This is a genomic window from Roseburia zhanii, assembly GCF_014287635.1.
GTDB lineage: Bacteria > Bacillota > Clostridia > Lachnospirales > Lachnospiraceae > Roseburia_B > Roseburia_B zhanii.
Genome location: NZ_JACOPH010000001.1, coordinates 254422 through 280846, shown reverse-complemented (window position 1 = coordinate 280846; position 26425 = coordinate 254422). Strand labels below are relative to the sequence as shown.

Annotated in this window: 18 protein-coding genes; 4 read left to right on the top strand and 14 right to left on the bottom strand. The window is 40.4% G+C overall.

Annotated elements, in window-relative coordinates; genetic code table 11:
• Window positions 1–23: 23 nt before the first annotated feature.
• Together H8S17_RS01325 and H8S17_RS01320 are read left to right on the top strand one after the other, a co-directional pair.
• Window positions 24–1010, top strand: a complete 987-nt coding sequence (locus tag H8S17_RS01325) for an ATP-binding protein (protein ID WP_186865900.1) — start codon at window positions 24–26, stop codon at window positions 1008–1010.
• A 61-nt stretch (window positions 1011–1071) separates the two neighbouring features.
• Complete coding sequence (locus H8S17_RS01320; protein WP_178050876.1) at window positions 1072–2250, top strand: ribose-phosphate pyrophosphokinase; 1179 nt, start codon at window positions 1072–1074, stop codon at window positions 2248–2250.
• Between the two features lie 111 nt (window positions 2251–2361).
• On the opposite strand, the gene H8S17_RS01315 is transcribed toward H8S17_RS01320, so the two are convergent.
• From H8S17_RS01315 to H8S17_RS01285, 7 genes are all read right to left on the bottom strand, one after another.
• Window positions 2362–2883 carry a DUF6465 family protein gene (locus H8S17_RS01315; protein ID WP_186865899.1) on the bottom strand — a complete coding sequence of 174 codons (522 nt, stop codon included), beginning with the start codon at window positions 2881–2883 and terminating at the stop codon, window positions 2362–2364.
• Window positions 2884–2911: 28 nt separating this feature from the next.
• Window positions 2912–3166 carry an HPr family phosphocarrier protein gene (locus H8S17_RS01310; protein WP_178050874.1) on the bottom strand — a complete coding sequence of 85 codons (255 nt, stop codon included), beginning with the start codon at window positions 3164–3166 and terminating at the stop codon, window positions 2912–2914.
• Window positions 3167–3335: 169 nt separating this feature from the next.
• Entirely contained in the window at window positions 3336–5879 is a 2544-nt protein-coding gene (locus H8S17_RS01305; RefSeq protein WP_186865898.1) for a hypothetical protein, read from the bottom strand.
• Between the two features lie 76 nt (window positions 5880–5955).
• Complete coding sequence (locus H8S17_RS01300) at window positions 5956–6375, bottom strand: hypothetical protein (protein WP_330595589.1); 420 nt, start codon at window positions 6373–6375, stop codon at window positions 5956–5958.
• A 158-nt stretch (window positions 6376–6533) separates the two neighbouring features.
• Window positions 6534–7766, bottom strand: coding sequence for an ABC transporter permease (locus tag H8S17_RS01295; protein ID WP_186865897.1), 1233 nt, complete (start codon window positions 7764–7766; stop codon window positions 6534–6536).
• A gap of 9 nt (window positions 7767–7775) precedes the next feature.
• Complete coding sequence (locus tag H8S17_RS01290) at window positions 7776–9398, bottom strand: efflux RND transporter periplasmic adaptor subunit (RefSeq protein WP_186865896.1); 1623 nt, start codon at window positions 9396–9398, stop codon at window positions 7776–7778.
• Window positions 9391–10155, bottom strand: coding sequence for an ABC transporter ATP-binding protein (locus tag H8S17_RS01285; RefSeq protein ID WP_330595588.1), 765 nt, complete (start codon window positions 10153–10155; stop codon window positions 9391–9393). Before H8S17_RS01285 ends, H8S17_RS01290 begins: the two co-directional genes overlap by 8 nt.
• Window positions 10156–10532: 377 nt before the next feature.
• On the opposite strand from H8S17_RS01285, the gene H8S17_RS01280 reads away from it, so the two are divergent.
• Window positions 10533–12608: an LTA synthase family protein gene (locus H8S17_RS01280; protein WP_186865894.1), complete on the top strand. Its 2076-nt coding sequence runs from the start codon at window positions 10533–10535 to the stop codon at window positions 12606–12608.
• Between the two features lie 142 nt (window positions 12609–12750).
• Here the strand turns inward: H8S17_RS01280 and H8S17_RS01275 are convergent, their stop codons facing one another.
• The 5 genes from H8S17_RS01275 to H8S17_RS01255 form a co-directional block, all read right to left on the bottom strand.
• A complete protein-coding gene (locus tag H8S17_RS01275; RefSeq protein ID WP_186865893.1) occupies window positions 12751–15813 on the bottom strand; it encodes a glycoside hydrolase family 2 TIM barrel-domain containing protein in 3063 nt (1020 codons plus the stop codon).
• Between the two features lie 99 nt (window positions 15814–15912).
• Window positions 15913–16695 carry a carbohydrate ABC transporter permease gene (locus H8S17_RS01270; RefSeq protein WP_243237946.1) on the bottom strand — a complete coding sequence of 261 codons (783 nt, stop codon included), beginning with the start codon at window positions 16693–16695 and terminating at the stop codon, window positions 15913–15915.
• A 16-nt stretch (window positions 16696–16711) separates the two neighbouring features.
• The gene (locus H8S17_RS01265; protein WP_186866189.1) at window positions 16712–17596 is read right to left on the bottom strand and encodes a carbohydrate ABC transporter permease; all 885 of its coding nucleotides are present in this window, start codon (window positions 17594–17596) and stop codon (window positions 16712–16714) included.
• A 140-nt stretch (window positions 17597–17736) separates the two neighbouring features.
• Window positions 17737–19086 carry an ABC transporter substrate-binding protein gene (locus H8S17_RS01260; protein ID WP_186865892.1) on the bottom strand — a complete coding sequence of 450 codons (1350 nt, stop codon included), beginning with the start codon at window positions 19084–19086 and terminating at the stop codon, window positions 17737–17739.
• A 226-nt stretch (window positions 19087–19312) separates the two neighbouring features.
• Window positions 19313–20257 carry an AraC family transcriptional regulator gene (locus H8S17_RS01255; protein WP_186865891.1) on the bottom strand — a complete coding sequence of 315 codons (945 nt, stop codon included), beginning with the start codon at window positions 20255–20257 and terminating at the stop codon, window positions 19313–19315.
• Window positions 20258–21759: 1502 nt separating this feature from the next.
• Here H8S17_RS01255 and H8S17_RS01250 point away from each other — a divergent pair.
• Window positions 21760–23670: a diguanylate cyclase gene (locus H8S17_RS01250; protein WP_186865890.1), complete on the top strand. Its 1911-nt coding sequence runs from the start codon at window positions 21760–21762 to the stop codon at window positions 23668–23670.
• On the opposite strand, the gene H8S17_RS01245 is transcribed toward H8S17_RS01250, so the two are convergent.
• Window positions 23654–24622 (bottom strand): N-acetylmuramoyl-L-alanine amidase family protein, encoded by a 969-nt coding sequence (locus H8S17_RS01245; protein ID WP_243237928.1) that lies wholly within the window; start codon window positions 24620–24622, stop codon window positions 23654–23656. The two genes, H8S17_RS01250 and H8S17_RS01245, sit on opposite strands and share 17 nt — an antisense overlap.
• Before the next feature lie 18 nt (window positions 24623–24640).
• Complete coding sequence (locus H8S17_RS01240; RefSeq protein WP_186865889.1) at window positions 24641–26374, bottom strand: glucosaminidase domain-containing protein; 1734 nt, start codon at window positions 26372–26374, stop codon at window positions 24641–24643.
• Window positions 26375–26425 lie beyond the last annotated feature (51 nt).

Below are 26425 nucleotides of genomic sequence, written 5' to 3'. Positions count from 1 at the left end.
TACAGGGGGAAGGAGATTAGATTATGCCATTAAGTAATTCACAATACGATGAGATCATCCGTGAATATAATGCAAGACAGATCCAGAACCAGCATATTTTAGACGATCATATCCGTGAAGTATATGGAAAAGACGCAAGGTTAAAAGAAATCGACGATGCGATTTCTTCCTGCTCTCTTGCCCATGCAAGGAAACTGCTAAATGGTGATATGACCGCCCTTTCTTCTCTGCGTGACAAACTTTCTGACTATAAACAGAAACGTCTGGATATCCTAAAAGAGTTAGGATATTCCGAACAGTACCTTGAACCGGTCTACGAATGTAAGGATTGCAAAGATACCGGATATATCGGCAGCCATCGCTGTCATTGTTTTAAACAGCGTGCGATCGATATGGTCTATACCCAGTCTAATATCCGCACGATCTTACAGGAAGAAAACTTTGACCATTTCTCTTATGAGTATTATTCTGAAATAGAAATAAATCCTTCCACCGGTTTAACTTCTTTAGAAACCACGAAAAAAGCGGTCACCGAATGTAAAAATTTCATCCGTGAGTTTGATGATGTTTTTTCTAATCTTTTTTTGTACGGTGATACCGGTGTCGGAAAGACATTCTTATCAAACTGTGTTGCAAAAGAACTTTTAGATACAGGACATTCCGTAATCTACTTTACGGCATTCCAATTATTTGATATATTTGAAAAGAACACGTTCCATCGGGAAACAGATGAGGATATTATTGCTGCCCATCAGAACATTTTTGACTGCGATCTTCTGATCATTGACGATCTTGGTACGGAACTGCCAAATTCCTTTACGATCTCGCAGTTATTTCTGTGTTTAAATGAACGTATTTTAAGGAAAAAATCCACGATCATTTCTACCAATCTGACATTAAACCAGATTGCAGAAATCTATTCTGAGCGGACATTTTCAAGGATTTCAAGCAACTATGTCATGTTAAAGCTGTTTGGAGATGATATCCGTATTCAGAAAAAATTCCGCTGACTTCATTAGATTTTATCTATTGAATATACAATACACCCAATTTATTTTATGGAGGACTATCATGGCAAACGATGAAAAATTACTACGAACACTTCCTGCCGGTTCCCTTGGACTGATCCCGCTTGAAAGCTTTAAAGAGATGGGCAAGAAAGTAGACAAGTATCTTGTAGACTGGAGAATTAAAAGAGAACATGAACTCTCTGACACAACTACTTTAAACGGCTACAAACGTGACACTTATATTTTATCCGCTTCCTGCCCACGATTCGGCAGTGGCGAAGCAAAAGGTGTGATCAAAGAATCTGTCCGCGGTTATGACCTTTATCTGATGGTTGATGTTACAAACCACCACCTGACTTATTCTCTTTGTGGACATACGAACCTGATGTCACCGGATGACCACTTTGCGGATTTAAAACGTGTCATTGCTGCGATCGGTGGAAAGGCACGAAGAATCACTGTAATCATCCCATTCTTATACGAGAGCCGTCAGCATAAACGTACTTCAAGAGAATCCTTAGACTGTGCATTAGCCCTTCAGGATCTGATCAAGATGGGTGTTGACAATATCATCACTTTTGATGCACATGATCCGCGTGTACAGAACGCAATTCCTTTAAATGGATTTGATACTGTCCAGCCTGCTTACCAGTTCATCAAAGGTATCTTAGGCAATACTAAAGACTTAAAGATCGATAATGACCATCTGATGGTCATAAGTCCTGATGAAGGTGGTACAAACCGTGCTGTTTATCTTGCAAACGTGCTTGGTGTTGATATGGGTATGTTCTACAAACGCCGTGATTACAGCAAGATCGTTGACGGACGTAACCCGATCGTTGCACATGAATTTTTAGGTGCTTCCGTAGAAGGCAAAGACGTACTGATCATCGATGATATGATCTCCTCCGGTGACAGTATGATCGACGTTGCAACAGAATTAAAGAAACGTAAAGCAAACCGTATCTTTGTCGTTGCAACTTTCGGACTCTTTACGAATGGTCTTGAGAAATTCGATAAGGCATATGAAAACGGTATCATCTATCGTTTAGTAACTACAAACCTAACGTATCAGGATGCAGAACTGTTAGCAAAACCTTATTATATCAACTGTGATATGAGCAAATATATCGCCTATATCATTGATACCTTAAACCATGACGTATCGATCAGTGATCTGTTGGATCCATATGACAGAATCCACCGTCTGATCGACAAATACAAAACTGAAAATAACTAAGATCTTTTATGTGCAGTCAGTCTTCTGGCTGCACATTTTTTCTCATAAAAAAAAACTGCGCATCACTCTATCCATGCACAGTTCTTTCTATATCCATAATTACATCTTACATTAGAAGATTGGAAGTTCTCCTGCGATCTTATTGTTGATCACATAATATGCTTTCCACTCCTGCGGTTTCATATACACACGAAGGGATTTGATGGAAGACTCACGATGTCCTTCTGCAACATATAATGCTTTTACTTTCTCTACGATCTCAGAAATGCTTGCTTCATGTGATCCGTTATCATCAAACTGTAAAAATACTTCCGGCTGTAAAACGGCTTTCTCTGCTGTTTTCTTAGCTGCTGCTTTTTTGGTTGTTGCAGCTGCTTTCTTAACTGCTTTCTGAGCTGTTTCTTTTACTGCTGCTGCCTCTTTTGCAACTTCTTTGGCAGTTTCTTTAACAACTTCTGCTGCTTCTTTTACTACTTCTTTTGCACTTTCTTCTGGCTTAACTTCTGTTTTTACTTCTTTCTTGTCTGGCTCTGCTTTCACTTCTGCCTTAACCTCTGCGGCTTTCACTTCGGCTGCTTTTGCTTCTGCTGCTTTTACTACGGGTGCTGTTCTTCTTGATGATCTCTTTGCCATAATCCTTTGACCTCCCTATACCAAACTATTATTCGCAAACTAAAAACTGTTCCATTGCAAGCAATGCTTCCTCTTCGTCACTGCCTTCTGTAATAATATTTACTGTCATTCCCTTGGATGGATTGAAAGCCATGATTCCCATAATGCTCTTTGCATTGATCCGGCGATTTTCACTCTCCAGGGTGATATTGCTGTCAAACTGACATGCAACCTGCACCAGTTCAGCAATCGGATTATCATGTTTCTTTGAAACATTAGATACTATAATTTCCTTTTTGCTCATGTTTTCATTTCCTCCTAAAGTACATTGTTTAATATAAACTAAAACTTATAAATTTACAATACGCTTTTCACAAAATCAGCAATTTCTTACGAAAGCCTATATTTCTTACTGTGAAAATTATGCATTTTTTATCTGTTTTTCCGATTTTGTGCCCCGGTATCTCAAAAATCTACTTATCAAGGATATATCCAAAAAATACATTACCTGCATTTTTAAACATTTCTGCCGCATCATTTGATTCAACTTTTTCGGTACGTCCTCTTAATGGATCATATAAAAGTACATTACCTGCATCATATCCGACAACCAATACTGCTTCGGTATCACTTTGCATTGCAAATACCGGAGTTCCTAAATTGATATAATATAAGATTTCCTCTAAGTCACATCCGGTAAGATCTAATGCCGTGACATTATCCATCGTCGTTTCTAAGATCTCTTTTGGTGTCTTGCCCTGCTCGATCAATGCAGTCACGCCGATATTGATCGATTCCTGTTCAAGCATTGCACTGACACACTGGGCGATCGAAGAACCTGCTACATCTTCTTCCCCGATGGAAACTGTCATCTCAGCCTGTGCCGACTTTCTGGCACGTTTCCATATATACTGCTGTTTCTTGCCGATGACAACACCCATCTCAGCATTTGCCGCAGAAATTGCTTCACGCAGATCATCAGTCACGCACAGCACATCTCCTCTTGCATATGCATAGTAACTGCTTTCTTCTCCTGCGTAATCAAGTGCAACTTCACGATCATCTTCCACGACAACTTCTCTCGGTGTCAAAACTTTTGGTGCTGCTTCTTTTACGATATCTGCTAAAGATAACTGCACCTGTGTTTCTTTGACTTCGGTAACGGTCGTATGCACACCTACGATCGTACCGCTGTCACCTTCCCTGTTCATAATCGTATCTTCTGCTGCTTCCACATAAGCCATTCCATTAAACTGTATTCGGTTTAAGTACATGATATAATCTTCAATATCAATATTTTGTACAAAATATCCTGATTTTTCATAAGTTTTTAAAATATCTAAGGTTTCTGAATCCATGATATTAACCTGATACATCGGGAAAGTGATATTTCCGGCAAGATCCTGTCTGACATCATCTCTCTTTGCCACACCATAGACAAAATCTTCTGACATAAATCCTAATGTCTTTAGATATTCTCCACCACCCGCAGAGATCTCATGTTTTTCTTCAGTATCAAGGTTCATAAGAAAGATCGTATCTGCTGCATTTTCATCTTCACCATCGAGCCATGCAAAATATTTGTGAGAATTAGAAATTGCATAAGTTCCTTCTTTTAAACCGGTGATATATTCTTTGACCTGCATCGTGGAAAGATCGATCCTGTATACCGTACCTTCTAACATGATAAAGAAGATGCCCTGCGTATTTTCATACATCAGCTGTCCTAAATCTGCTTTCATGACCTGATAGGATTCATCTGATGGAATAAACAGTTCTTCTTCGATCGTATTCGCCACACTGTCATAATGATAGACACAGATGCCAACCCTGCCTTCGTGCGTACCACAGTTCATATATCCGTATACTACAAAATTCACACTTCCTGTTTCGTCTATGCTGATGATACGGATATCATGTTCGCCATAGTTTTCTCTGTCGTCAATTCCTTCACTGCCGATAAAACTGAATACTCTTGACAACTGGTTTGCAGCTTCGTTATAGCACCAGAGTTCGCCCTGCTGCACAAATGCGACGATATTTCCTTTTTCATTGGAAGAAAATTCCACATTCTGATCACGGATACCAAGCTGAATATAATTATCATAGACTTCTGCACTTTCGGCACGAAAGATCTGTTCCATATTCCGCTCATAATTCAACAGATACATCCGGTCGCTGGTATAACGCACCCTGTAATATTCTTCTACATTATAATACTCCATCTCACCGTTGGCTTTTGTCGCACCTACCAGATAATCTAAGATCACAACGGTATAAGACATATTGATCTCTTTGACAGATGGAACCGGAGTCGTCAGCCGTTCACATGCGAAATCACCCCATGCCACCTGCTTTAAACTTGAATGGATATCTACTTTATTAAAAGTAGAATTATCACCGGACGCATTCGGCTCTAAATAAGCGGCAAGATCCTTTGATTGTACCTCATCAAATGTCTTCTCATGGAAATCCATCGCAAATGATACACATTCATCTACATAACAGTTTTGTTCTTCTATGATCCTTGTATAATAGCTGATCGTGTTTTCACCGGAAGACAGCTTAATGATCAACAGATATTCCCGATTTTCCTCTAAAAGATTCTGTATCGGCAGGCTGGCACTGATCTTCTCTTTGGTCTGTTCATAATCCTCGATCGTTGCATCGGCGATCAGCCTGTCCATATCCATGCTTCTGATCTCATAAGAGATTCCATCTACCTGTGTATCATATGTCCTGACTTGTATCGGCAGAAGCCTGTCCGTACCGACCGGTGTAATGGTATCACGCATATAGATCCCGTTCATCTTTTCTGTATAACCGCGCAGCTTGTTGATCTCTTTTAGACCATCTCCACTGTCTGTCTGTACATATAAAGAAACGACCGGAAGCGTCGCATCTGTCATCTCCGTCGTCAGATCTTTGTTGGAATGATTCATCATCAGTCCAAACCCTAATATGCCAAAGCAAAATACTGCTAACAATACCACTACTTTGATCAGCCCTTTTTTCATGGCACAAATTCCACCTTTCGTCCTCTTATCCACGTTATGCCATGGTTTTAGACAAGGCTAAAACCATGGCATTTTTTTACCACCATCTTTGGCAGCAGCGTCTGCGTCTGCCTCTCCTTCTATGCATCTCATCGAACAAAAGCACCTGTATCACATCCATAAGATCACGATCTCTCCTTCTTCCCCTGCGATGTTCGGTCTGCTCTAGGGGGACAGCTTTATCGTAGATATCTGCTGATACTTTATATAACAGCACACGATCCGGATATTCGTCATACATCATGCTTCCTTCGTATTCCATTTTGTCACATTCTTCCTCAACATATGCAAGCAGTTCTTTCATACGTCTTGGATATAACTCTTTCATCCGTTCCATATCCCGCTCGTATTCTTTTTCTGTCTGATATACATTTGGCATGGGATAAGTCAGATAAAAAGGCATTTTACCGGTATAGTCATTAGGCATTTGCAAATAGGGTTCTCTGAATTGATCCACAACTACAGCTCCGTTTAAAATATCTATATACTATATGCCTTACCTTCTGTTTCCGTTACTGTAACATTATAACGTAGGGTTATCAGAAACACAATGTTAAGATAAAAAAAGTTCTCCTTCCGTTTAATTTCTGTTACTGTTCACTCCGTGACCAGTAACTAATTTCTTCTCAACGCTTCGATTGGACTTAATTTTGCTGCTTTTTTTGCCGGATAGATCCCAAAAAACAGACCGATCGTGGACGAAAATAATGTGGTGATCAATACGGTAATAATACTTACCGAAGGCGTAAAGGAAAGCTGCGGATTCACAAGCGCTATGATCTTCGCTACTAAATATGCCTCCGCAATTCCTGTGATGATTCCTAACAGACCACCGATCATCGTGATGATCGCCGATTCAGATAAAAACTGGAGCATAATGGAACGTGTCTTTGCTCCTAATGCTTTTCGGATCCCGATCTCTCTTGTACGTTCTGTAACGGACACTAACATGATATTCATAACACCGATACCTCCTACCACAAGTGAGATTGCTGCCACAAGTGAGATCAGCATCGTTACTGCATTGATGACCGTATTTACAATACTCATATAGTCATTAAAACTCTCATACTGGTAAATGTCTTCCCCATAACACTGATGTCTGCGTTCTAAGAGATTTACGACCTGTGTGGTAATGGCGGTTGTATCGGCATCATCCTCTGCTAACAGATAGATCTGATAATAATCATCCATTTCCATACCATAGATCGTTGACAGTACTGTCAATGGGAAATAAATATTTACCGGTGAATTATCATAAGTAAAACTTAAAAAGGAACTTTCTTCTGCTTTTTCTACTCCGATGATCGTAAATGCTACTTCTGTTCCCCAGCAGGTAACATCTAAATTCATGCCCACAACATCGGAAGAACCGAACAGACGGAGTGCATCTTCTTCCCCGATCACGCAGACCGGCTGTCCTGCAAGGTATTCATTTTCATTAAAGCATCTTCCTTTAAAGATCGTAGCTGTGGAAAAGTAAGGATAGGATGCCATCTGACCGCTTCCTTCTACTTTAAATTCACCTTTTTTTGTAGTAGTTGTCCCTTCACATCCACTATATACATTGACTGCTTTGATCCCGCTGATCTCGTTTTGGATCGCTTCGATATCATCATTTGTAATATAGTAAGAACCCGTACTATCATAAGTATAAAGTGCGATCTGTCCGGATGCGATTCCTGACATTTCTCCTGTAATGACATTTTTTGCACCATTTCCTAACGACACGATCAGGATGACAGAAGAAATACCGATGATGATTCCGAGCATTGTTAAAAATGAACGGACTTTATTTGCCTTGATATTAGAAACAGCCATTTTCAGATATTCATACAACTGTGACATAACTGCCTCCTATTCTGCAACTTCTGTGGTTGTATTTGTGATCGCTTCTTCCGTGGAATCTGCAGTTGTTCCTGCCGCTGAAGTTTCTGTATCCTGTTCTGTACTTTCTGTTACCTGCATTCCCTCTATGATTGTTGCATCGATCGTCGTAATGACTTTTTCTCCTTCGGAAAGTCCGGATTTAATCTCCATTTCTTCTTTCGATGCCATACCTGTAGTGACCGCTTTTCTTACGACGATATTATCCTCTACAACATAGACAAAATCTCCTGAGGTATCGGAATTGACTGCTGATACCGGTACTTTGATAACATTTTCCACACTTCCAAGATCGATCTTTACTTTTGCATCTAAACCTAATACCAGATTATCATCCGGTGTATCGATATGTACTTTTACGGTAACTAATGCCGCACCGGATTCTGCCTTCTGTGCAACTTTGCTGATGTAATTTACCTCTCCGGTATAATCTTTATCCTGAAATGTGACAGTTGCCTTCTGCCCGATCTCAATATTTGCAAGGTTATATTTTGATACCGGAATCTCTACACACAGATCATTTGCACTTGCTAAAGTAAGAAGCGGTGATCCTTCTGCTGCCATAGAACCTGCAGAGATATCTACCTGTGTGACAATCCCGTCAAAATCTGCGACAATTCCTGCTTTTGCTTTGGAGAGGCTGTCTGCAGTCTGCTCAAGTGTCAGTTTGCCTGCCTGTTTTGTATAATCGATATTTGCCTTTGCTGCATCGGATAATACTCCTGCTTCTGCTGCTGTATTTTTCGACTGGGCTTCTGCTAATTTACTCTGCAGATCTGCAAGCTGGCTGTTCTTCTGTGTAAGCTGTGCCTGTATCGTTGTCTGGCTGTTTGCAATGCTCTTCGTATCGTTTAAGGATTTCTGCTGTTTCTTGATCTCTTTTTCTTTTTCTTTCTGTTCTTTATTTAATGCTTTTAAATTTTTTTCTTCTTTATCGGAAAGTTCTTCTTTCTCCTTCTTTGCTTCTAAACTTGCAATCTGTGCTTTGATCCCTTCTAATTCTGTCTGAAGCTTTGTGATCTTCTCATTGACCGCCGCATTGTCATTACTTGCTAATTCATTATTGGTAGCCTGTGACTGCAGGCTGTTGATCTCTGCATTCAATGCATCGATCTGTCCCTGTAAACTTGCGATATCACTTGCACTCGATGCCATATCTGCTGCGCTTTCCTTACTCTTTTCTAAGGAATCGTTTGACGTTGCATTTTCTGCTTTTGCCTGTAATTCTGCAATATCATAACTTTTCTGCAAGGAAGTCGTATCATAAGTCAGTAAATATTCTCCCTTTTGTACTTTCCCGCCTGCTTCTGCCGGAACATCTAAAACCTGTGCATTGACTGGTGATGCATATACTTTTGTCACTTCGCTTGCGATCGTACCGCTGGTATCTAAAGTGGAAGTGATCTCGCCTTTGACGGCTTCTGCTGTATCGACTGCCGGCAGCATATCTTTTCCACTTCCGAAAACTATGCCAACGACCGTGCGTACAACAATGAGTAACACGATGACTAATACAACGATCTTCCACTTTTTGATCTTTTTCTTTGGTTTATTGATCGTAATTTCTGTTGTCTTTTCTTTTTCCTTAAACATTTTCTAACTCCTTCTCTCCTTCTTCTTCGATTTCTTCTGCTATTTCGTTAATATTTTTATGCTGCCATTCTTCTTCATAGCTGGTATCAGATACGATCTTACCATCCATGATACGGATCACGCGCTTTGCACTGGCTGCGATCTTATTATCATGTGTGATCAATATGACGGTTCTGCCTTCTTCATACAGTTCTCTTAAGATCTGCATGATCTCTTTGCTGGACGCAGAATCAAGATTACCGGTCGGTTCGTCTGCTAAGATCACCGGCGGTGCTGCTGCTAACGCCCGTGCGATCGCTACCCTCTGCTGCTGTCCACCAGACATTTCCGATGGCTTATGATCCATACGGTGCTCTAAGCCGACTTTTTTTAATGAAGCTACGGATAGTTCATGCCGCTTTGCTGCCGGAACATTCCGGTAGATCAGTGGCAGTTCCACGTTTTCAAGTGCTGTCAGATTCGGGATCAGATTAAATCCCTGAAAGATAAAGCCGATCTCCTGATTGCGGATATCCGAAAGTTCATCATCGGAAAGACCTGCAACATCTTTTCCATTTAGGAAATAACTGCCGGACGTCGGAACGTCCAAACAGCCTAACATATTCATAAAGGTAGATTTTCCTGAACCGGATTGCCCGATGATCGCAACAAATTCTCCCTTTTTGATCTGAAGTGACACATCATTTAATGCACGCACTTCATTTTCTCCGGGATTGTAAATCTTCATCAGATTCTTTACTTCTATCAATGTATCCACTCGTTTTCCCTTCCCTCTCATGCATTAGTGTATTACATAGATAATACAATAATACACACAGTTCTTCTTGTCAACCACTTTTTACATTTACTAAAACATCTTAAGAAATTCTTAATCTCTTTATCTTATGTCTTATTTCCGAAGTGCCAAAATCCACTTTTTACAGAACTTTCCTACGTTTTTTGTTCCGTTACGTCACAATACGTTCACACTTTATTCATATTGAGTGTTTTTTGTAAAATTCTAAAGAAATTTTTATAAAAGTTTTACATTGATTTTTTACATTATAAGTTATATTCTTGAGTACGTGAACGTATAAAACTGCCAGATGCACTCTGGTATTCTTAATATAGTATATAAAATCAGGAGGAATCACGATGAAATTAACCGATAAAATCCCGGTGCCGCATATGACTCCGGACAAAAAGAAACGCATGATCGACATGTTTAACCGCTATTCTCTTTTGATTCATGCAGTACTCTCGATGGCATTGTGCTTTACAATCGAAACAATCTCAAGACATTCCGCAGTCAAGGCACTGACGTTTGTTGATAAACATACCTGGGCATTTGCATATAATTCCTTTATTATATTTGCATCCCTTGCGATCGTATATCTGTTCCGCCGCAGAATGTGCCTGCGTATTTTTATCAGTGGACTGTGGCTGTTCCTTGGAACAGTCAACGGCTGCATTTTATCTAACCGCGTCACACCATTTGGCTATACAGACTTAAAATGTTTATCTGACCTTTTGTCGATGCAGAATACCAATTACTTTTCTGCAGGTGAAGCCACGCTTGTTGTCTTTGTCGTAGCTGCTTTTCTTGCATTCTGTATCTTCTTATTTATAAAAGGACCAAAATTTCAGGGTGAACGCAGGAAATTTTTAACACCGGTCATGGTAGCTGCATGTTTTCTGATGCTGCCGGTCACAACACAGGCTGCCCAGAATTCCAATATCATTGCATCTTACTTTGCAAATATTGCACAGGGATATGAAAATTACGGTTTTGTCTATGGATTTTCTACCAGTGTCGTTGACAGAGGTATGAGCAAACCAAAAGATTATTCCCGGGAAACTATAGAAACAGCCCAAAAAAAATCCAAACAGACCGCAACACAAAATGCCGATGATCCGAACATCATTGTTGTATTATTAGAATCCTTTATTGATCCGACAGAAGTTGATTATTTAAACTTCTCCGAAGATCCGATCCCGAACTTCCGTGAACTGACCCAAAATTACAGCACCGGTTATCTTACTGTACCGGTTGTTGGTGCCGGAACTGCAAATACAGAATTTGAAGTATTGACCGGTATGAGTATGCAGTATTTCGGAACCGGTGAATATCCTTATAAGACAATCTTAAAACAGACAGACTGTGAAAGCATTGCTTCTGACCTTTCTAGGATTGGTTACGGTACACATGTCGTACATAATAACGGTGGTAATTTCTACAGCCGTGCAAATGCATTTTCCATGATGGGATTTGATTCATTTACCAGTAAAGAAATGATGAACATCCAGGAATACACACCGCTTGGTTCATGGCCTACAGATAATATCCTGATCAACGAAACCATGAAGGCGCTTGATTCCACCGAAAACCAGTCTGATCTTGTTTATACGATCACAGTACAGGGACATGGCGATTACCCGACAGAAAAAATATTAGACAATCCGGAAATCCGTGTGAGCGGTGCTCCAACAGAAGAAGCCAATTACCAGTGGGAATATTACACGAATATGATCCATGAAGTAGATAAATTTATTAAGAACCTGACTACAGAATTAGAAAAAAGAGATGAAAATACGATCGTTGTATTCTTTGGCGACCATCTGCCAAGCTTAAACTTAGAAGAAAGCAATATGGCTTCTGAAAGTATTTTCAAAACAAAATATGCTACTTGGAACAACTTTGGTTTAGCTAAAAAGGACGCTGATCTTTGTGCTTATGAATTACTTGCTAAAACAACAAACGATCTGAATATCCATGAGGGAACGATCTTTACTTATGAGCAGAATGCTTTAGATCAGGGAACAACCGGAAGTGAAAACTACTTAGATGGACTGAATAATCTGCAGTATGATCTCCTATATGGTGATCGTTATGCTTATAATGGAGAGGATGCTTACCCGGCTTCTGATCTTGTCATGGGTGTCGAAGATACTGCAATTGCCAATATCTTCCCTTCTGCAAATGAAGGCTATCTGATCGTTGGCGGTAAGAACTTCACCCGCTGGAGCCGTGTTTACATCAATGGCGAAAAAGTACCATCTGCATTTATCAGCAGTTCGAGACTTCGTATCAAGGCTGATGCCCTTTCTGATCAGGATACGGTGGTTGTCAGCCAGATGGGTTCTAGTAATACTGTTTTCCGCAGCACACCGGAATATACCTATCATGATCCGAATGCAGAGAATACGGAAGCAAAGATGACTGAGCAGTAAGTTAAGTAAACCCTGTCAATTAAAAATTTCCAATAAATGAGCCCTATACCATAAAAAATGCCGGACTTTGGAAATACGAAAAAATCGTAAAATCCAAATGTTCCGGCATATTCTTGTATTACCATCGTTCCATTATAATGTTCTAAATACCTTTAAATGTAAATGTAAATTCTAATCTTCTGTCTGCATCAATATGATACTCCGGATGTACCGGTGCTCCCCAGCTGTCATCTCCGCCAATACCCATCTGCTGTTTTGATACACGTACTACTGTATAATGTACTTCCGGCAGTTCATATGCATGTTTTGCATTTTCGATTTCATGCGGCGTATATGGAAGTGCTGAAAAACTCATGGAATCTCCGGTAAAGAGGATACCTCTTCCCTTCCTGTCTGTGATCTTACCATAGCGTACATCTGTTTTGTTTCCACACTCCTGAGGAACTAAGTATCCTGCCATGTTATCCATAACATGATTCTTATAAATACCAAGTTTTGCGCCTTCCTTACGGTCTTCGTAAGTTTCTTCCGGTCCGTTTCCGTACCATTCTACATTGTCATAATCTGCATTGAATTTAAAGATCATACCAAATTCAGGCATATCTTTTAATTCTTTTACAGGATCATAAGATAACGTTGTCTTGATTCTTCCATCTCCATAGACACGATATTCTACCTGACACTCTGTTGCCGGTATTGTCGGCATCTTATATGTATAGGTGATCACTGCGTAATCTTTTTCTTCACGTACGGTCGGATTCTCGTACTGTGGGCACTCTACGCCTTCCCGTCTGATACCTGCACCTTTATGTGTCAGATACATACTTGCGATCTTCCACTGTGCATAATGCTGCGGCATATCATTACCATAGTCATTATCTACCGGTGCACGCCAGAAATTCGGCTTCGGAATCTCCTCGATCAGTTCTTTTCCTGCATAACGGTAAGATACCAGTCCACCATTTAAAGATGAGAATAATACTTCAAATTCTGCGCCACGTACGCAGGTATTGTAGACTCCGCGGATCAATGTATATGGTTTCTCTTTTGCCATATATTTTATAGGTTTTACGACTTTCTTTACAACTGCCTGACCAAATGCTACTTCGTGTCCGGCTTTTGCCCATGGCTTATCTTCTTTTAACATGAAGGAAATCGTAACTGCATATTCCCCTTCATACTCAGGAATCTCAAATGGGATCGGATAAGTCTTTTTGCTGTCCGGTTCAACAGAAACTGCAAGCACCTGTTTTGCAATGACAACACCATCTCTCTGTAAATATGCCATACAGTCAAATGTATCTGCATTGACAAACAGATTTTTATTCCATACTTCAAAATTCTTCTCATTTACTGTAACTGCAAGATTCTGATAAACGAATTTAACTTCCTGCATCTTTGGAGAAGCATTTCTTTCTCCACCATATGCAATACCGTTTCCACTGAAATTATAATCTGTCGGGCGGTCACCGAAATCACCGCCATAAGCTAAGAACCACTTGCCGTAACGGTCTTTTTTATAAATAGACTGATCGATGTAATCCCAGATAAATCCACCCTGATAACCGGAATTTTCCTTATCTGCCAGATCGGTATATTTATGGATCGCGCCACAGGAGTTACCCATCGCATGGGAATACTCACAGCAGATAAACGGTTTTGCTCCCGGAGTATTTAAGTATTCTTCGATCTCATATACTTTCGGATACATACGGCTTTCCATATCTGAAGTATCATTATATCTGCGGTCATGGAAAACACCTTCATAATGTACTAATCTTGTATCATCTAACTGCCGGAACAACTCTGACATCTTATAGATCGTCTGACCACCATAAGACTCATTACCGCAGGACCAGAGTACGATCGCTGCATGGTTCTTATCTCTCTGATAACAGGAATTGATGCGGTCTAACATCATAGCCTCCCAGTCTGGTTTATCATCCGGGACAACATAAGACATATCTTTGATACCACGCAGATATGCATCCCATGTACCATGGGATTCCATGTTACACTCAGCGATCATATAAAGACCATAACGGTCACACAGATCATAGATATCTACATCATCCGGATAATGACAGGTACGGATTGCATTGATATTATTCTGTTTCATCGTTATGATGTCTTTTTCTAATTCTTCATAAGTAACATGACGACCGGAAACGGAACTGAACTCATGTCTGTTTACTCCCTTAAATACGATACGTTTGCCATTTAACAGCATACGGTTATCTTTCATTTCAAATTTACGGAAACCGACTGCCTGTTCCATATATTCTACCACTTCACCGGATGCATCTGTTGCCTCGATCTCTAACTGATAGAGATTGGGTTCTTCTGCACTCCAGAGTCTTGGTTTTTCTACAACTTCGGTAAACCGTATCTCTTTTTCTGCATCTACCTGCTTGGTAAAGATACTCTCCTGACCATCTTTTAAGGTAAAACGCACTTTCCCGCTGCCAGATACTTTTGTCGTGATCTCTAATGCTGATCTGCTAAAATCTTCTCCGTCAAACAATGTCTTGATACGGATATCTTCCACATGTACTACCGGAACCGCGTATAAATATACACTGCGGTAAATACCGGAAAAACGGAAGAAGTCCTGATCTTCACACCAGCTTGAAGATGTCCACTTAAATACCTGTACCGCAAGTTTATTCTCACCATCTTTGATATATGGTGTCAGGTTAAAATCCGACGGTGTAAAACTGTCTTCACTATATCCTACATAGCTGCCATTTAACCAGAGAGCCATTCCGCTTTCTACACCGGCAAATGCAATGCGGATCTCTTTTCCTTTCATCCGTTCCGGTATTTCAAAATATTTGACATAACTTGCAACCGGATTGAATCTTTCAGGGATCTCTCCCGGTTCTACATCTTCTCTGCCGTCCCATGGGTACTGCGTATTAGAATACTGTGGGCTGTCATACCCTTCCATCTGGATATGTGCCGGTACTCTGATATCATTCCATGAGGTACAATCATACTCTGCTTTTTCAAATCCTTTGACAGAAGATGCATAATTGACAGCATAGGAAAATTTCCAGATACCGTCGAGGGAAGCTCTAAGAGAACTCTTCCCATCAAACAGCTCTCCCTTATTGCCGTAAGCTATGTGGGAGGAATGTGCTGCTAACACATTTTCCTTAAAAAATGTTGGATCTTTCACTTTTGAATAATCAAACTGTGCCATAACTTATCCTCTTTTTCTCGTATTTTGGAAACGGCAGCCTCATGTAAAGCGAACCTGAGCCTGCCGTTTCAGTTACAATATGATATTTACAATCATTGATTATTTTACTGCACCTGTAATACCTTCTGCGAAAGATTTCTGCAAGCAGAAGAATACGATAGCAGTTGGTAATGTACAGATCAATACGGCCAACATTAACATACCGTAATCTGTTACATAACCCTGTGTCAAGTTTGCTACAACCATCGGCATTGTAACGCTCTTAGCATTTGTCATGATTACCTTTGGCCATAAGTAATTGTTCCATGCATTCATAAATGTGATTGTCATTGCTGCTGCATAGGTAGATCTCATGGTAGGCATGAACATCTGGAAGAAAATACGGATCTCCGATAATCCATCAATTCTAGCTGCTTCAATGATATCATGTGGGAATGAACGTGCACTCTGTCGGAACATCATGATCAAAAACGGTGTTGAAATCGTCGGAAGAATAAATCCGATCGTAGAGTTCAACCATCCTGCTTTTGAGAACATCTGGAATAATGGGATCATCGTTGCTACAAATGGAACCATCATTGCCAGTAAAATTACGCTCATAACAGCATCTTTTGCCTTATCATGGTAAATTTCAAATCCATAACCTGCTAAAGAACAGATTACAAGGGATATCAGTGTTAATACAATCGAATATTTAAAAGAATTTCCTAATGCAGTACCGATATCCTGTGCTGCGAACAGATTCTTAACGTTTACAAGCAGATTTCCACCCGGAATAATGCGTCCGCGAAGAACATCCGCACTTGTATTTGTTGCCGCACATACCATCCAATATAATGGAAAAACGGAAATAAAGGATGCGAGGATCAAAAATACATACATTGCAATTTTCTTACCTTTAGTCACGTTTATCACCTACTTTCATCTGAACGAATGCTAAGATTGCAACTAAGATTAATATCAAGAATGACATTGCTGCTGCATATCCGAACTTCGGCACATACTTAAATGACAGATTGTAAATATAATGTGACATTGTGATAGATGCATTTGCCGGGCCACCATCTGTCAAGTTTACAGATTCATCGAATAACTGTAATGTACCGTTGGTTGACATAATAGCTGTTAAAAGAATCGTAGGCTTTAATAACGGAACTGTGATCTTAAAAAATGTCTGCATCGGTGATGCTCCGTCAATCTTAGCTGCCTCATATACAGAATACTCAATATTCTGTAATCCTGATAAATAGAATACCATATTGTATCCTGTCCATCTCCAGAGAAGTGCTAATACGATAATGATTCGTGCACTCCATACGTGAGTAAGAAATGAATACGGCTGGCTTAAGATACCGATCTTGGTAAGTACTAGGTTTACAAGACCGTTGTTTGCAAATAATGTACGGAATACGGTTGCATATGCTACTAAAGAAGTTGCACATGGTAAGAAGATCATGGTACGGAACGCACCTTTAAACCGTAAGTTTCTGTTATTTAATATAGATGCAAGGATCAATGCTAAGATTAACATGATCGGCACCTGAATGATCAAATAGAAAAATGTATTCTTAATGGACTGGATGAATACAGTATCCTTGAACATCTGTGAGTAATTTCGAAAGATCGGATCTGACCACGTTAATGCTCCACCATTTCCTGTTTTAAAAGACAGGATCAGTGCTTTTATCATTGGCACAAAGCTCATAAATAAGATCAGCAGTGCACCCGGTGTCAAGAATATCCATCCTGTCAGGTTATGCTTCTTGTCTAAAGACAATTTCATTGATGGCTTACTCAAGGAAACTCCCTCCTTTTATGCTGAAAAAACAATGCTACAAGTTAAAAGTTTTAATAAAAAGGGAGAACAGCCGGTTAAACCGTTCTCCCCTTTACAATTATGCTTTACTCTGAAAGATTCAGAAATTACTGCATATTGAAGTTTACAGTATCTTCTGCTGTCTGAAGTTCAGTTGCAATATCAGCTCCGTTGATTACGTTTGTTGTTGCTACTGCTACAGCATCACGAGCTTCATAGTAATATACACCTGTAATATTAGATGGAACTTTTGTAGCAAAATCTACGATCTTAGCAGATACAGCATCGCCACCGAAGAAGTCATCACCTTCAGCGTATTTGTCGGAATCACCAGCTGGTGCCCATGTTGCGATAGCTCCGCAAGAAAGAATGTTGTCATAAAGTTCTGTGCTTCCACCAAATGTGCTTGCTAAGAAATCAAAAGCAAGATCTTTGTTCTGACAGTTAGATGTTACTGCCCATGAAGAACCACCATTGTTAGAGTAGTTAGTTGCATCATCAACACCTACAAGGCTTGGCATATCTGTGATAGCCCAGTTACCGTTCTGGTCTTCAGCTGTCTTGATAGAAGCCATGATCCAGCATCCGTTGATTGTACCAGCAACATCACCGCTTACGAATGAACCTACATATTCATCCCAGCTGTTTACTTCTGTTAACACACCAGTATCTTTTAATTCTTTGTATGTTTCCATAACAACTTTTAATGTGTCGTTGTTTACGATGTTAGCTGTTCCATCTTCGTTGAAAAGAGAAGATCCAGCAGACTGTAACATCATCATGATAAGGTCACACTCACCTGCCTGCATGGAGATAAGAGGTTTTCCTGTAGCGTCTAATACTTTTTTACCGTTTTCAATGTACTGATCCCAAGTAATATCTGTGAAATCATCGATAGTTAAACCAGCCTGCTCTAAGACATCTGTACGGTAGCAGGCGATAACAGCACCATTATCGAAAGGTACACCATAGTTCTTGCCATCTACTACAGAGTATGCAGTTTTACCTGCTGCAAACTGTGAGAAATCAACTCCGCTGTCTGTTAAATCAGTAAATGCATCCGGGTAGCTGATTACGTTCTTCTGGAATGCATTATCCTGCATCAGTAAGATATCCGGTAATGAACTTAAGTCACCAGAAGTAGCTGCTGTTGTAAGTTTTGTCTGAACATCCTCCCATGGAGTTTCAATAACTTCAACGTCAACATCCGGATGATCTTTCTGATAAACCTTAGCTGCTTCTTCCATAGAGAAGATATTGAATGCCGGATCCCAGCACCATACTGTTAATTTTCCACCTTCAGCGCTGCTTCCTGATTCTGTGGATGCATCTGCTGCATCATTTGTTGTAGCTGTGTTATCTGTAGATGCTGCATCATCACTTGAAGATCCACATCCTGCAAACATAGCAGTTGTCATAGCGCCTACTAATAAAAGTGACATTAATTTTCTTTTCATTATTCGTTTCCTCCCAAATACTTTGTTAATAAACAGGAAATCCAACCGGCCGGTTGATGTTGTGCGATTTATACACAATTTTTCTTTTTCCTTTCGTTTATATGTGCATTATACCAACTTTTCATATATAGTTGTTCTCATATTCAACCAAAAAAAGAGCATTTTCAACCATCTTTTAGTTGTTTATGCTCTTTTTTTTAAAAACCCCATGTGTTTTTTGTGCAATTTACCAGCCACGGTGTGCCGAAATCTTAGCGTCCAGTATCTTTCCTTGATAATTTTCACTACTTTTTTTGAATTGATAGGGCGATGTTCCGATAATTTTACGAAAATTCCGGTTAAACGTGGAAATTGTCGTATAGCCTACGCGTGCTGCTACATCTTCCATTGAACACCTTGTTTTTTTCATCAGTTCGCATGCCTGCTGGATGCGTACCAGATTGATATACTCGCTCGGTGTCATGTTCATGTTTTCCGCAAATAATCTCCTGAAATGTGTTTCACTTAAATTACAGCTTTCTGCAAGTGTTTCCATCTTGATATTTTCCATATAACATTTGCTGATATATTCTAAGGCACTTGATATCTGGTAGATTCCACCATGCGGCTGGTAATGCTCCTGCTGACTTACGATATCCTTATCTGCCCTTGCGATCGCTATCAGCATTGTCAGCAAAAGTCCGCGGATATATTCTCCGGAATAGCTTTTCCGGTTTCTGCATTCATCCATGATCATACGCACGATCATAACAAGCTGTTCATTTTCGCCTTTCAGATAATATTGTTCCTTCTTATTGATCCTGTCTAAGATTTTTTTTGCAAACAGAGGATTGTCAGGATAAAATTCAGACAGCAGTTCTTCCGGATTGACAAACAGATATTCCCAATGGCTCTTTGTATGTATCCTGCTGTTCGTAGTATGCGGATAATTTTGCGGGATCACTGTCAGCATTCCTTCATCATATGGAACAACGTTTTCCCCGAATACGATGTTACCATCACCGGATACACAGTAGCCGATCTCCATCAGATTATGAAAATGCAGTTTGATGTCGGTTGTGTCATTTCCGTATACCCGTATCCATGTATTGCCAAGAAGTGCTAAAAGACGTTCTCCCTGTGGTATCTCATAATAGCGGAATTCCATTTCCGGTTTTTTCTTTGTGGACATCGGTGTGCCTCCTGTTTGTATTGTTTATGCTGGTGGTTTATGTTTTGTATGATGGTTTTATTTTATACGAAAATGGTGGTTCTGTCAGCTTATAATTTTTTATTTGTGAGTCTATCCGGAAGGTGGTGAGCCTGTGTTGATTTTCAGTTACGACAAACGGAATAGCGTCCGTATACCGCCTACAGTGTTCGAATCCGGCTTTCTAGTATGTCTAATCAGGCGGTGGCATAAGCGCTTATTCCAAAAACTGCCCAAAACTCGCCTCTTATATTGTGATATGTTCTGCGTTCACGAGCTCAGACAGTTGGGCAGTTTTTGCGCTTATGCCGCCACCTGCTAAGACATACACGAAAGCCGGACAATGAACACTGTAGGCGGTATACGGACGCTATGCCGTTTGATTTTACTGCGTGGAACACAGGCAATGTACGCTGTCGGAGTGTTAGCTGAAATTTTCTAAGCTGTAAGTTTATGCCTGCGGAAATTATGCTATAAATCTGTCGGTTTTCCTATTCTATAACCTTCCGGCGAAATTTAAGGATTGTTCAAAAACCTTAACTGCCTGTGCTGCCAAAAGGCTCACGCAGCCTGTGTGGGCGTTCTGCTGCGGATGCAGGTTTCATTGACCGGCTTTTGTGCGGCTCTTAGCAGGCGGGGACATAATCGTCAAAAGCTGTCCCACTGTCCGAACTCGTCAATGTCACACCGCCTCTGCATATCAGGTGAGTTTGGGACAGCTTTTGGAATAAACGCTTATGTCACCGCCTGCTTAGAGCCGCTAAAAAGCCGGTCTGAAACCTGCATCCGCAACAGAACACCCATACAGGCTGTCAAAACCAAAATCAGCACAGGCTCACTCCCCGTCCCAAACAATCCTTAAATTTCACTCACAACCTATATTATATATATTGTATATAACAGAAAAAGAGCCGAAGCTGTATGGGGTTACAGCAACGACTCTTTTTCCTAAATCTGGGTTAAAATAAATTGGGGTGTATATAAAATTTGGAAGAGAGGTATTAAAACTTACCTTCAAGTAGCATATTAACAGTTCAAGTACATCAAATGTACATCAAAATTCGACCTTTTTATCAGGAATTTTTATTTTCCATTTTTACTTGCTATTTGAACACCAGTCAAGAGAAAAACGTCGGATGCTGTATGGGGTTACAGCAACCGACGTTTTTCCTAAATCTGGGTTAAAATAAATTGGGGTGTATATAAAATTTGGAAGAGAGGTATTAAAACTTACCTTCAAGCAGTATATTAACAGCTCAAGTACATCAAATGTACATCAAAATCTGATATTTTTCTCCAGATATTTTTATTGTATCCAAAAATCATCCTGCTTATCGACAAAGTGATGCTCTTTTTTAGCATATAACCATGATTTTTTTACATGAAAGCATCTTTTTATTCCATTAAAGGCATTATGTGGTACAATAGATACAATATGCAAACATTGTTTATCGACTAAGCTACTTACGCAGGAGAATTTACTAATGAAGAAAATTTTCAGAAAATATACATCCGTGATCATCACTGCAGCAATTTGTCTTATACTAGTCATAAATGCATTTTTTACTGCGGGTTCGATCATACTACAGCAGCGAAAAACGTTCTATTCTAAGATCAACCAGATCATCAACACCCTTGAAAACAGAGCATTAGAATCTGACAACATTAACCGTACACTCGGAAACGAATATCTGACTCGTGCAAAAGCAGCGGCTTATGTCATCGAAAAAGATCCTTCCGTTGTCGATTCTGTAGAAGAACTACAGTACCTTGCAGATCTTTTAAGTGTTGACGAACTTCATATTATAGATAGTGACGGTATTTTAACAGCTTCTTCCGTTCCAAAATACATTGGTTTAGATTTCCACGATGATGAGCAGACTTCTCCTTTTCTTACTATATTAGATGGGGATAAGGATGCATATTTCATTCAGGATTCCATCCCAAATGCCGCAGAAGACAAAATCATGAAGTATGTGGGTGTTGCAAGACAGGACGAAAAAGGCATTGTTCAAGTCGGACTTTCCCCTCTCCGGATTGCTGAAAGTACCGGAAATGCTACTTATGATGAGATTTTTAACAGTTTTCCAACAGATATCGGAGAAACATTTTTTGTTCTCGACGCTTCATCAGGTGAACTTTTAGGCTGCTCCCATGGGCTTTCTGCCCATACGTCAGAAGATTCTGTACCTTTTGAGAAAGCAGAACAGGCTTCGAGAGGTTCTTTTATCAAAAATGATCAGCATAGCTGGCGTTATCTGTTATCCCAGCGATATAACGATATTTACATCTGTGCTTCTATTCCGGTCAGGATCCTGATACAGAATCTTGCACTGAATGTACTGTTTAACTTTATCTGCCTGATTGTCATTGAGATCATTATTTTACTGCTTTTAAACTACTTATTAGAGAAAAAAGTGCTTCGGGGGATTCATCAGATCCTAGCGGATCTCTCCCAGATCACGATTGGTAATTTAGATACGCAGGTTGCTGTCGGCGGCAATCCGGAATTCGAAGAATTAAGTGCAAAGATCAATACGATGGTCAGCAGTATTTCACATACTGCCGACCGGATCACAAAGATCATTGAGATCAGTCAGATTCCACTTGCAGCCTTTGAATATCAGAAAGAATCGAACTATCTGTTTGTCACTTCCGGCACAAAAAAACTGCTTCATCTGACAGACAGTCAGGCTGAACGTCTTTTCTTAGATCCGACACTGTTTTACCAGTATATCCAGCAGATCTTGAAACATCCGGCAGAAGATGAGCCTGATGTATATCCGGTTGATAATGACCATTTTATACGCATACATCTTTCTTCAGAATCGTCCGGTTATCTTGGTGTTATCACCGATGCAACAGAAAACATCAAACGGAAACGGAAGATGTTCTTTGAAAATACACACGATCCTCTGACAAATCTGTACCGTTACCAGTACTTTAAAAAGCTGATCCAGAAACAATTAACGAATATGCTGCCGGGCAGATTGTGTTCCTGTGTCATGCTTGATCTAGACAGTTTTAAAAGCATTAACGATACTTACGGACATGATACCGGTGATCTCTACCTGAAACATTTTGCTAAGATCATGCAGATGCTTCCGGCACAGCACTGTATTGTCGCCCGACGTTCCGGTGACGAATTCTGTTTCTTTACTTATGGACATACCAGTCTGGATGCATTACGAGAATGTGTAAACAGCTTCTGGGCACTTTTAAGCGAGCATCCTCTATCACTGCCGGATAAAGAGCAAAAAATTATCGGAGTGTCCGGCGGTCTTGCATGGACCTCACACTCCGATATGGATTTAGATCTCTTATTAAATTATGCTGACAAAGCACTCTATAATGCAAAAGAACAGCATAAAGGCACACTTATGGAGTACCATTAAAATACTGATCCAGCCCATTTGCGATCCCTTTTACCAGAAGATCCTGATAAGAGGGATCTGCCATTTTTGTATCTTCATCCGGATTTGTCATATATCCCATCTCAATGATCGACACCGGCACCTGACTCCAGTTGATCCCGCTCATCGAATCTGTTTCCCAGACATATTCCTTCTTCGCTCCGGTCGCACTCACCATCTGATCTAAAATAGCAGTGGAAAGCCGCTTTGAAGCATCATAGACTGCCTGACAGGACGGATAGGGATTGTTCGCTGTCGGACAAATCGTCATAATACCGTTTGCACTGCTGTTTTCTGAACCATTTGCATGAATCCGCAAAAATGCATCTGCATGATTATTATTGGCAACATCAGCCCGCTCTTTATTGCTGATATTCACATCATTCGATTCCCTGACCATCAACACTTCATATCCACGGTTTTTCAGTTCATCCCTCAGTTTTAAGGATACCTGAAGTGTCAGTTCATATTCTGCAAGACCTGATGTAGTCCCTCTTGTACCACTTGCCACTCTTGCCTTGGTTTCTGATGCACCGGGTCCGACAGGTTCTGGTGTACTGTCCCCTTTGCTCTGATGTCCTGCATCAATACAGATTACATACCCTTTACTGCCCTGCTGTGTACTTCCCCCTGCATCAGACTTCTCATCTGCCGCTATAGGCTCTGTTGTACTGTCTTCCGTTTCGGTTACTTCTGTGGCAGCGGTTTCTGTTTCTGTAAGGGCAGTATCTTCTGTTTCCGTTTCCTCTGTAACTGCCTGTTCTGTTTCTTTCGCTTCTGTAGTTTCTTCTATATGAACATCTTCCGTTTTCGTAACTGGCTGCTCCTGCTTGACTGTATCATCTGCACGCTGTCCACAGCCTGCCATACATAAGACAGCTATTGCCAATACAATACTTACTGCTGCATGACGCAGTTTTCTTTTTATCCTCATATCTGTTCCCTATTCCGCTCAATAGCTTTTCATTGATCTGATCATTGTCATCAGTTTAAATGCATAATTCGGATCTGTTGCCCAGTTACCGTTTCCCAGATCCTGTACATGTGCTGCACAGCCACGTTTGCTTGCAAGATACATAAATCTCGGATCAACACACTTACCATTTAAACTGTCTTTTGAAGCATATCCTTTTAAATGCTGTACCTGTGCACGGATACCGATCTTTACATTTTCAAAGGTTGCTCCTGCTGCCCCATCATCCGTTGCTCCAAGTCCGGCAAAATTACACTGGCTGGCACTTACCTGACCTCCAAACTGTAAATATCCGGTTTCCAGACAGTTCTGTGCAAAAATAACTTCTGCTTTTATGCCTTCTTTTTCACTCTCATCCAGCACGATCTTACAGAACTGCTTGATATTCTTTGCCCCCTTATCCTCATAAACATTAGAAGGGAAACTTCTGCCGGATGCCTTATAAAAAGCTACCATCTGATCAACCGTAACCGTTGATCTACCCATAATTGCATAAGCTGTGGAAACACCGACTGCATCGGAAAGATTACCGCTTCCTGATGTGATCAGTCCTGTATCTGCTGCATATGCCTGTACTTTATAAAAATATGTCTTACCGGAAACTGCTTTTTTATCTATGTAAGTCATCGTACTCGTTCCTTTTGCCGGTACAGTTGCTACTTTCTTATAAGTACCGAATCGAGAAGCTGCGCGATAAACTTTGTATTCTGTTGCTCCTGTGACTTTCTTCCATCTTACTTTCAGATCATCATTACTGGTTGTTTTGACAGATGAGATCTTCACCTGCTGTAGTGCCCGAAATCCTGCTGCTTTGGAATAACCGCTGGTGATCTTTGCCCCATTTAAACTGCCAACTGACACTACTTTATAGAAATATTTCTTTCCACTTTTGACTGTCATATCTGCATATTTCCGTCTGCCGGCATCTACCGTTGCGATCCGTTTAAAGCCGCCGTCTGATTTTGTACTGCGGTAGATCTCATAACTTTTTGCCCCGCCTGATTTTTTCCATGCGATCTGCATTTTTGTGGAACTGACAGAAGTGATCGAAGTGATCGTTGTCTTTGCGATCGTTCTCCCCTGTGTGATCTCACTATAACTTCCTGTTCCGGTCGTTCCTGCGATCTGCGTAACCGGACGCAGTTTATAATAATAATTTTTTCCCGGAACGACTTCATTATCTGTATAGCTTACGTTATTTTTTCCTTCGATATTGGCGATCAGTCCATAGCCGCTATTTTTATTAGAAGAACGGTAGATCTCATAACCACTGCTGCCGGCTGATGCTTTCCATGTAAGTGTGATCTTTGTCGGCGATTTCACGGAAACTTTCTCGATAGATGTCTTTGCCGGTGCTTTTGCTTTTAAGATCACTTGAACGGCTGTCATTTCTTCTCCTGTCGCACCACTTACCGGAATGATCTTATAATAGTAATTGACTGCTGTACTGACCTTAGAATCACGATAAGATAACGTTGCCGCAGATACGGTCTTTAATTTCTGATAGCCGCCCTCTCTGGCATTGCTCCTGTAGATCACATATGATCTTGCCCCGTCTACACTGTTCCAGTTCAATTCGATCTCACTGCTTGATATTGCAGCCGCAGCTGCCTGCATGGCAGTCGTCGTATCTGCATATGCTGCCTGTGAGGTTCCTGCTGTCAGAACTAAAACAAGTAACAGCAGTATTCCATTTTTTAATACTTTTCTCATTGCTTTTCTCCTATCCTGTTATCTTATGCTGTCCGCTGTATAGTCATAAAT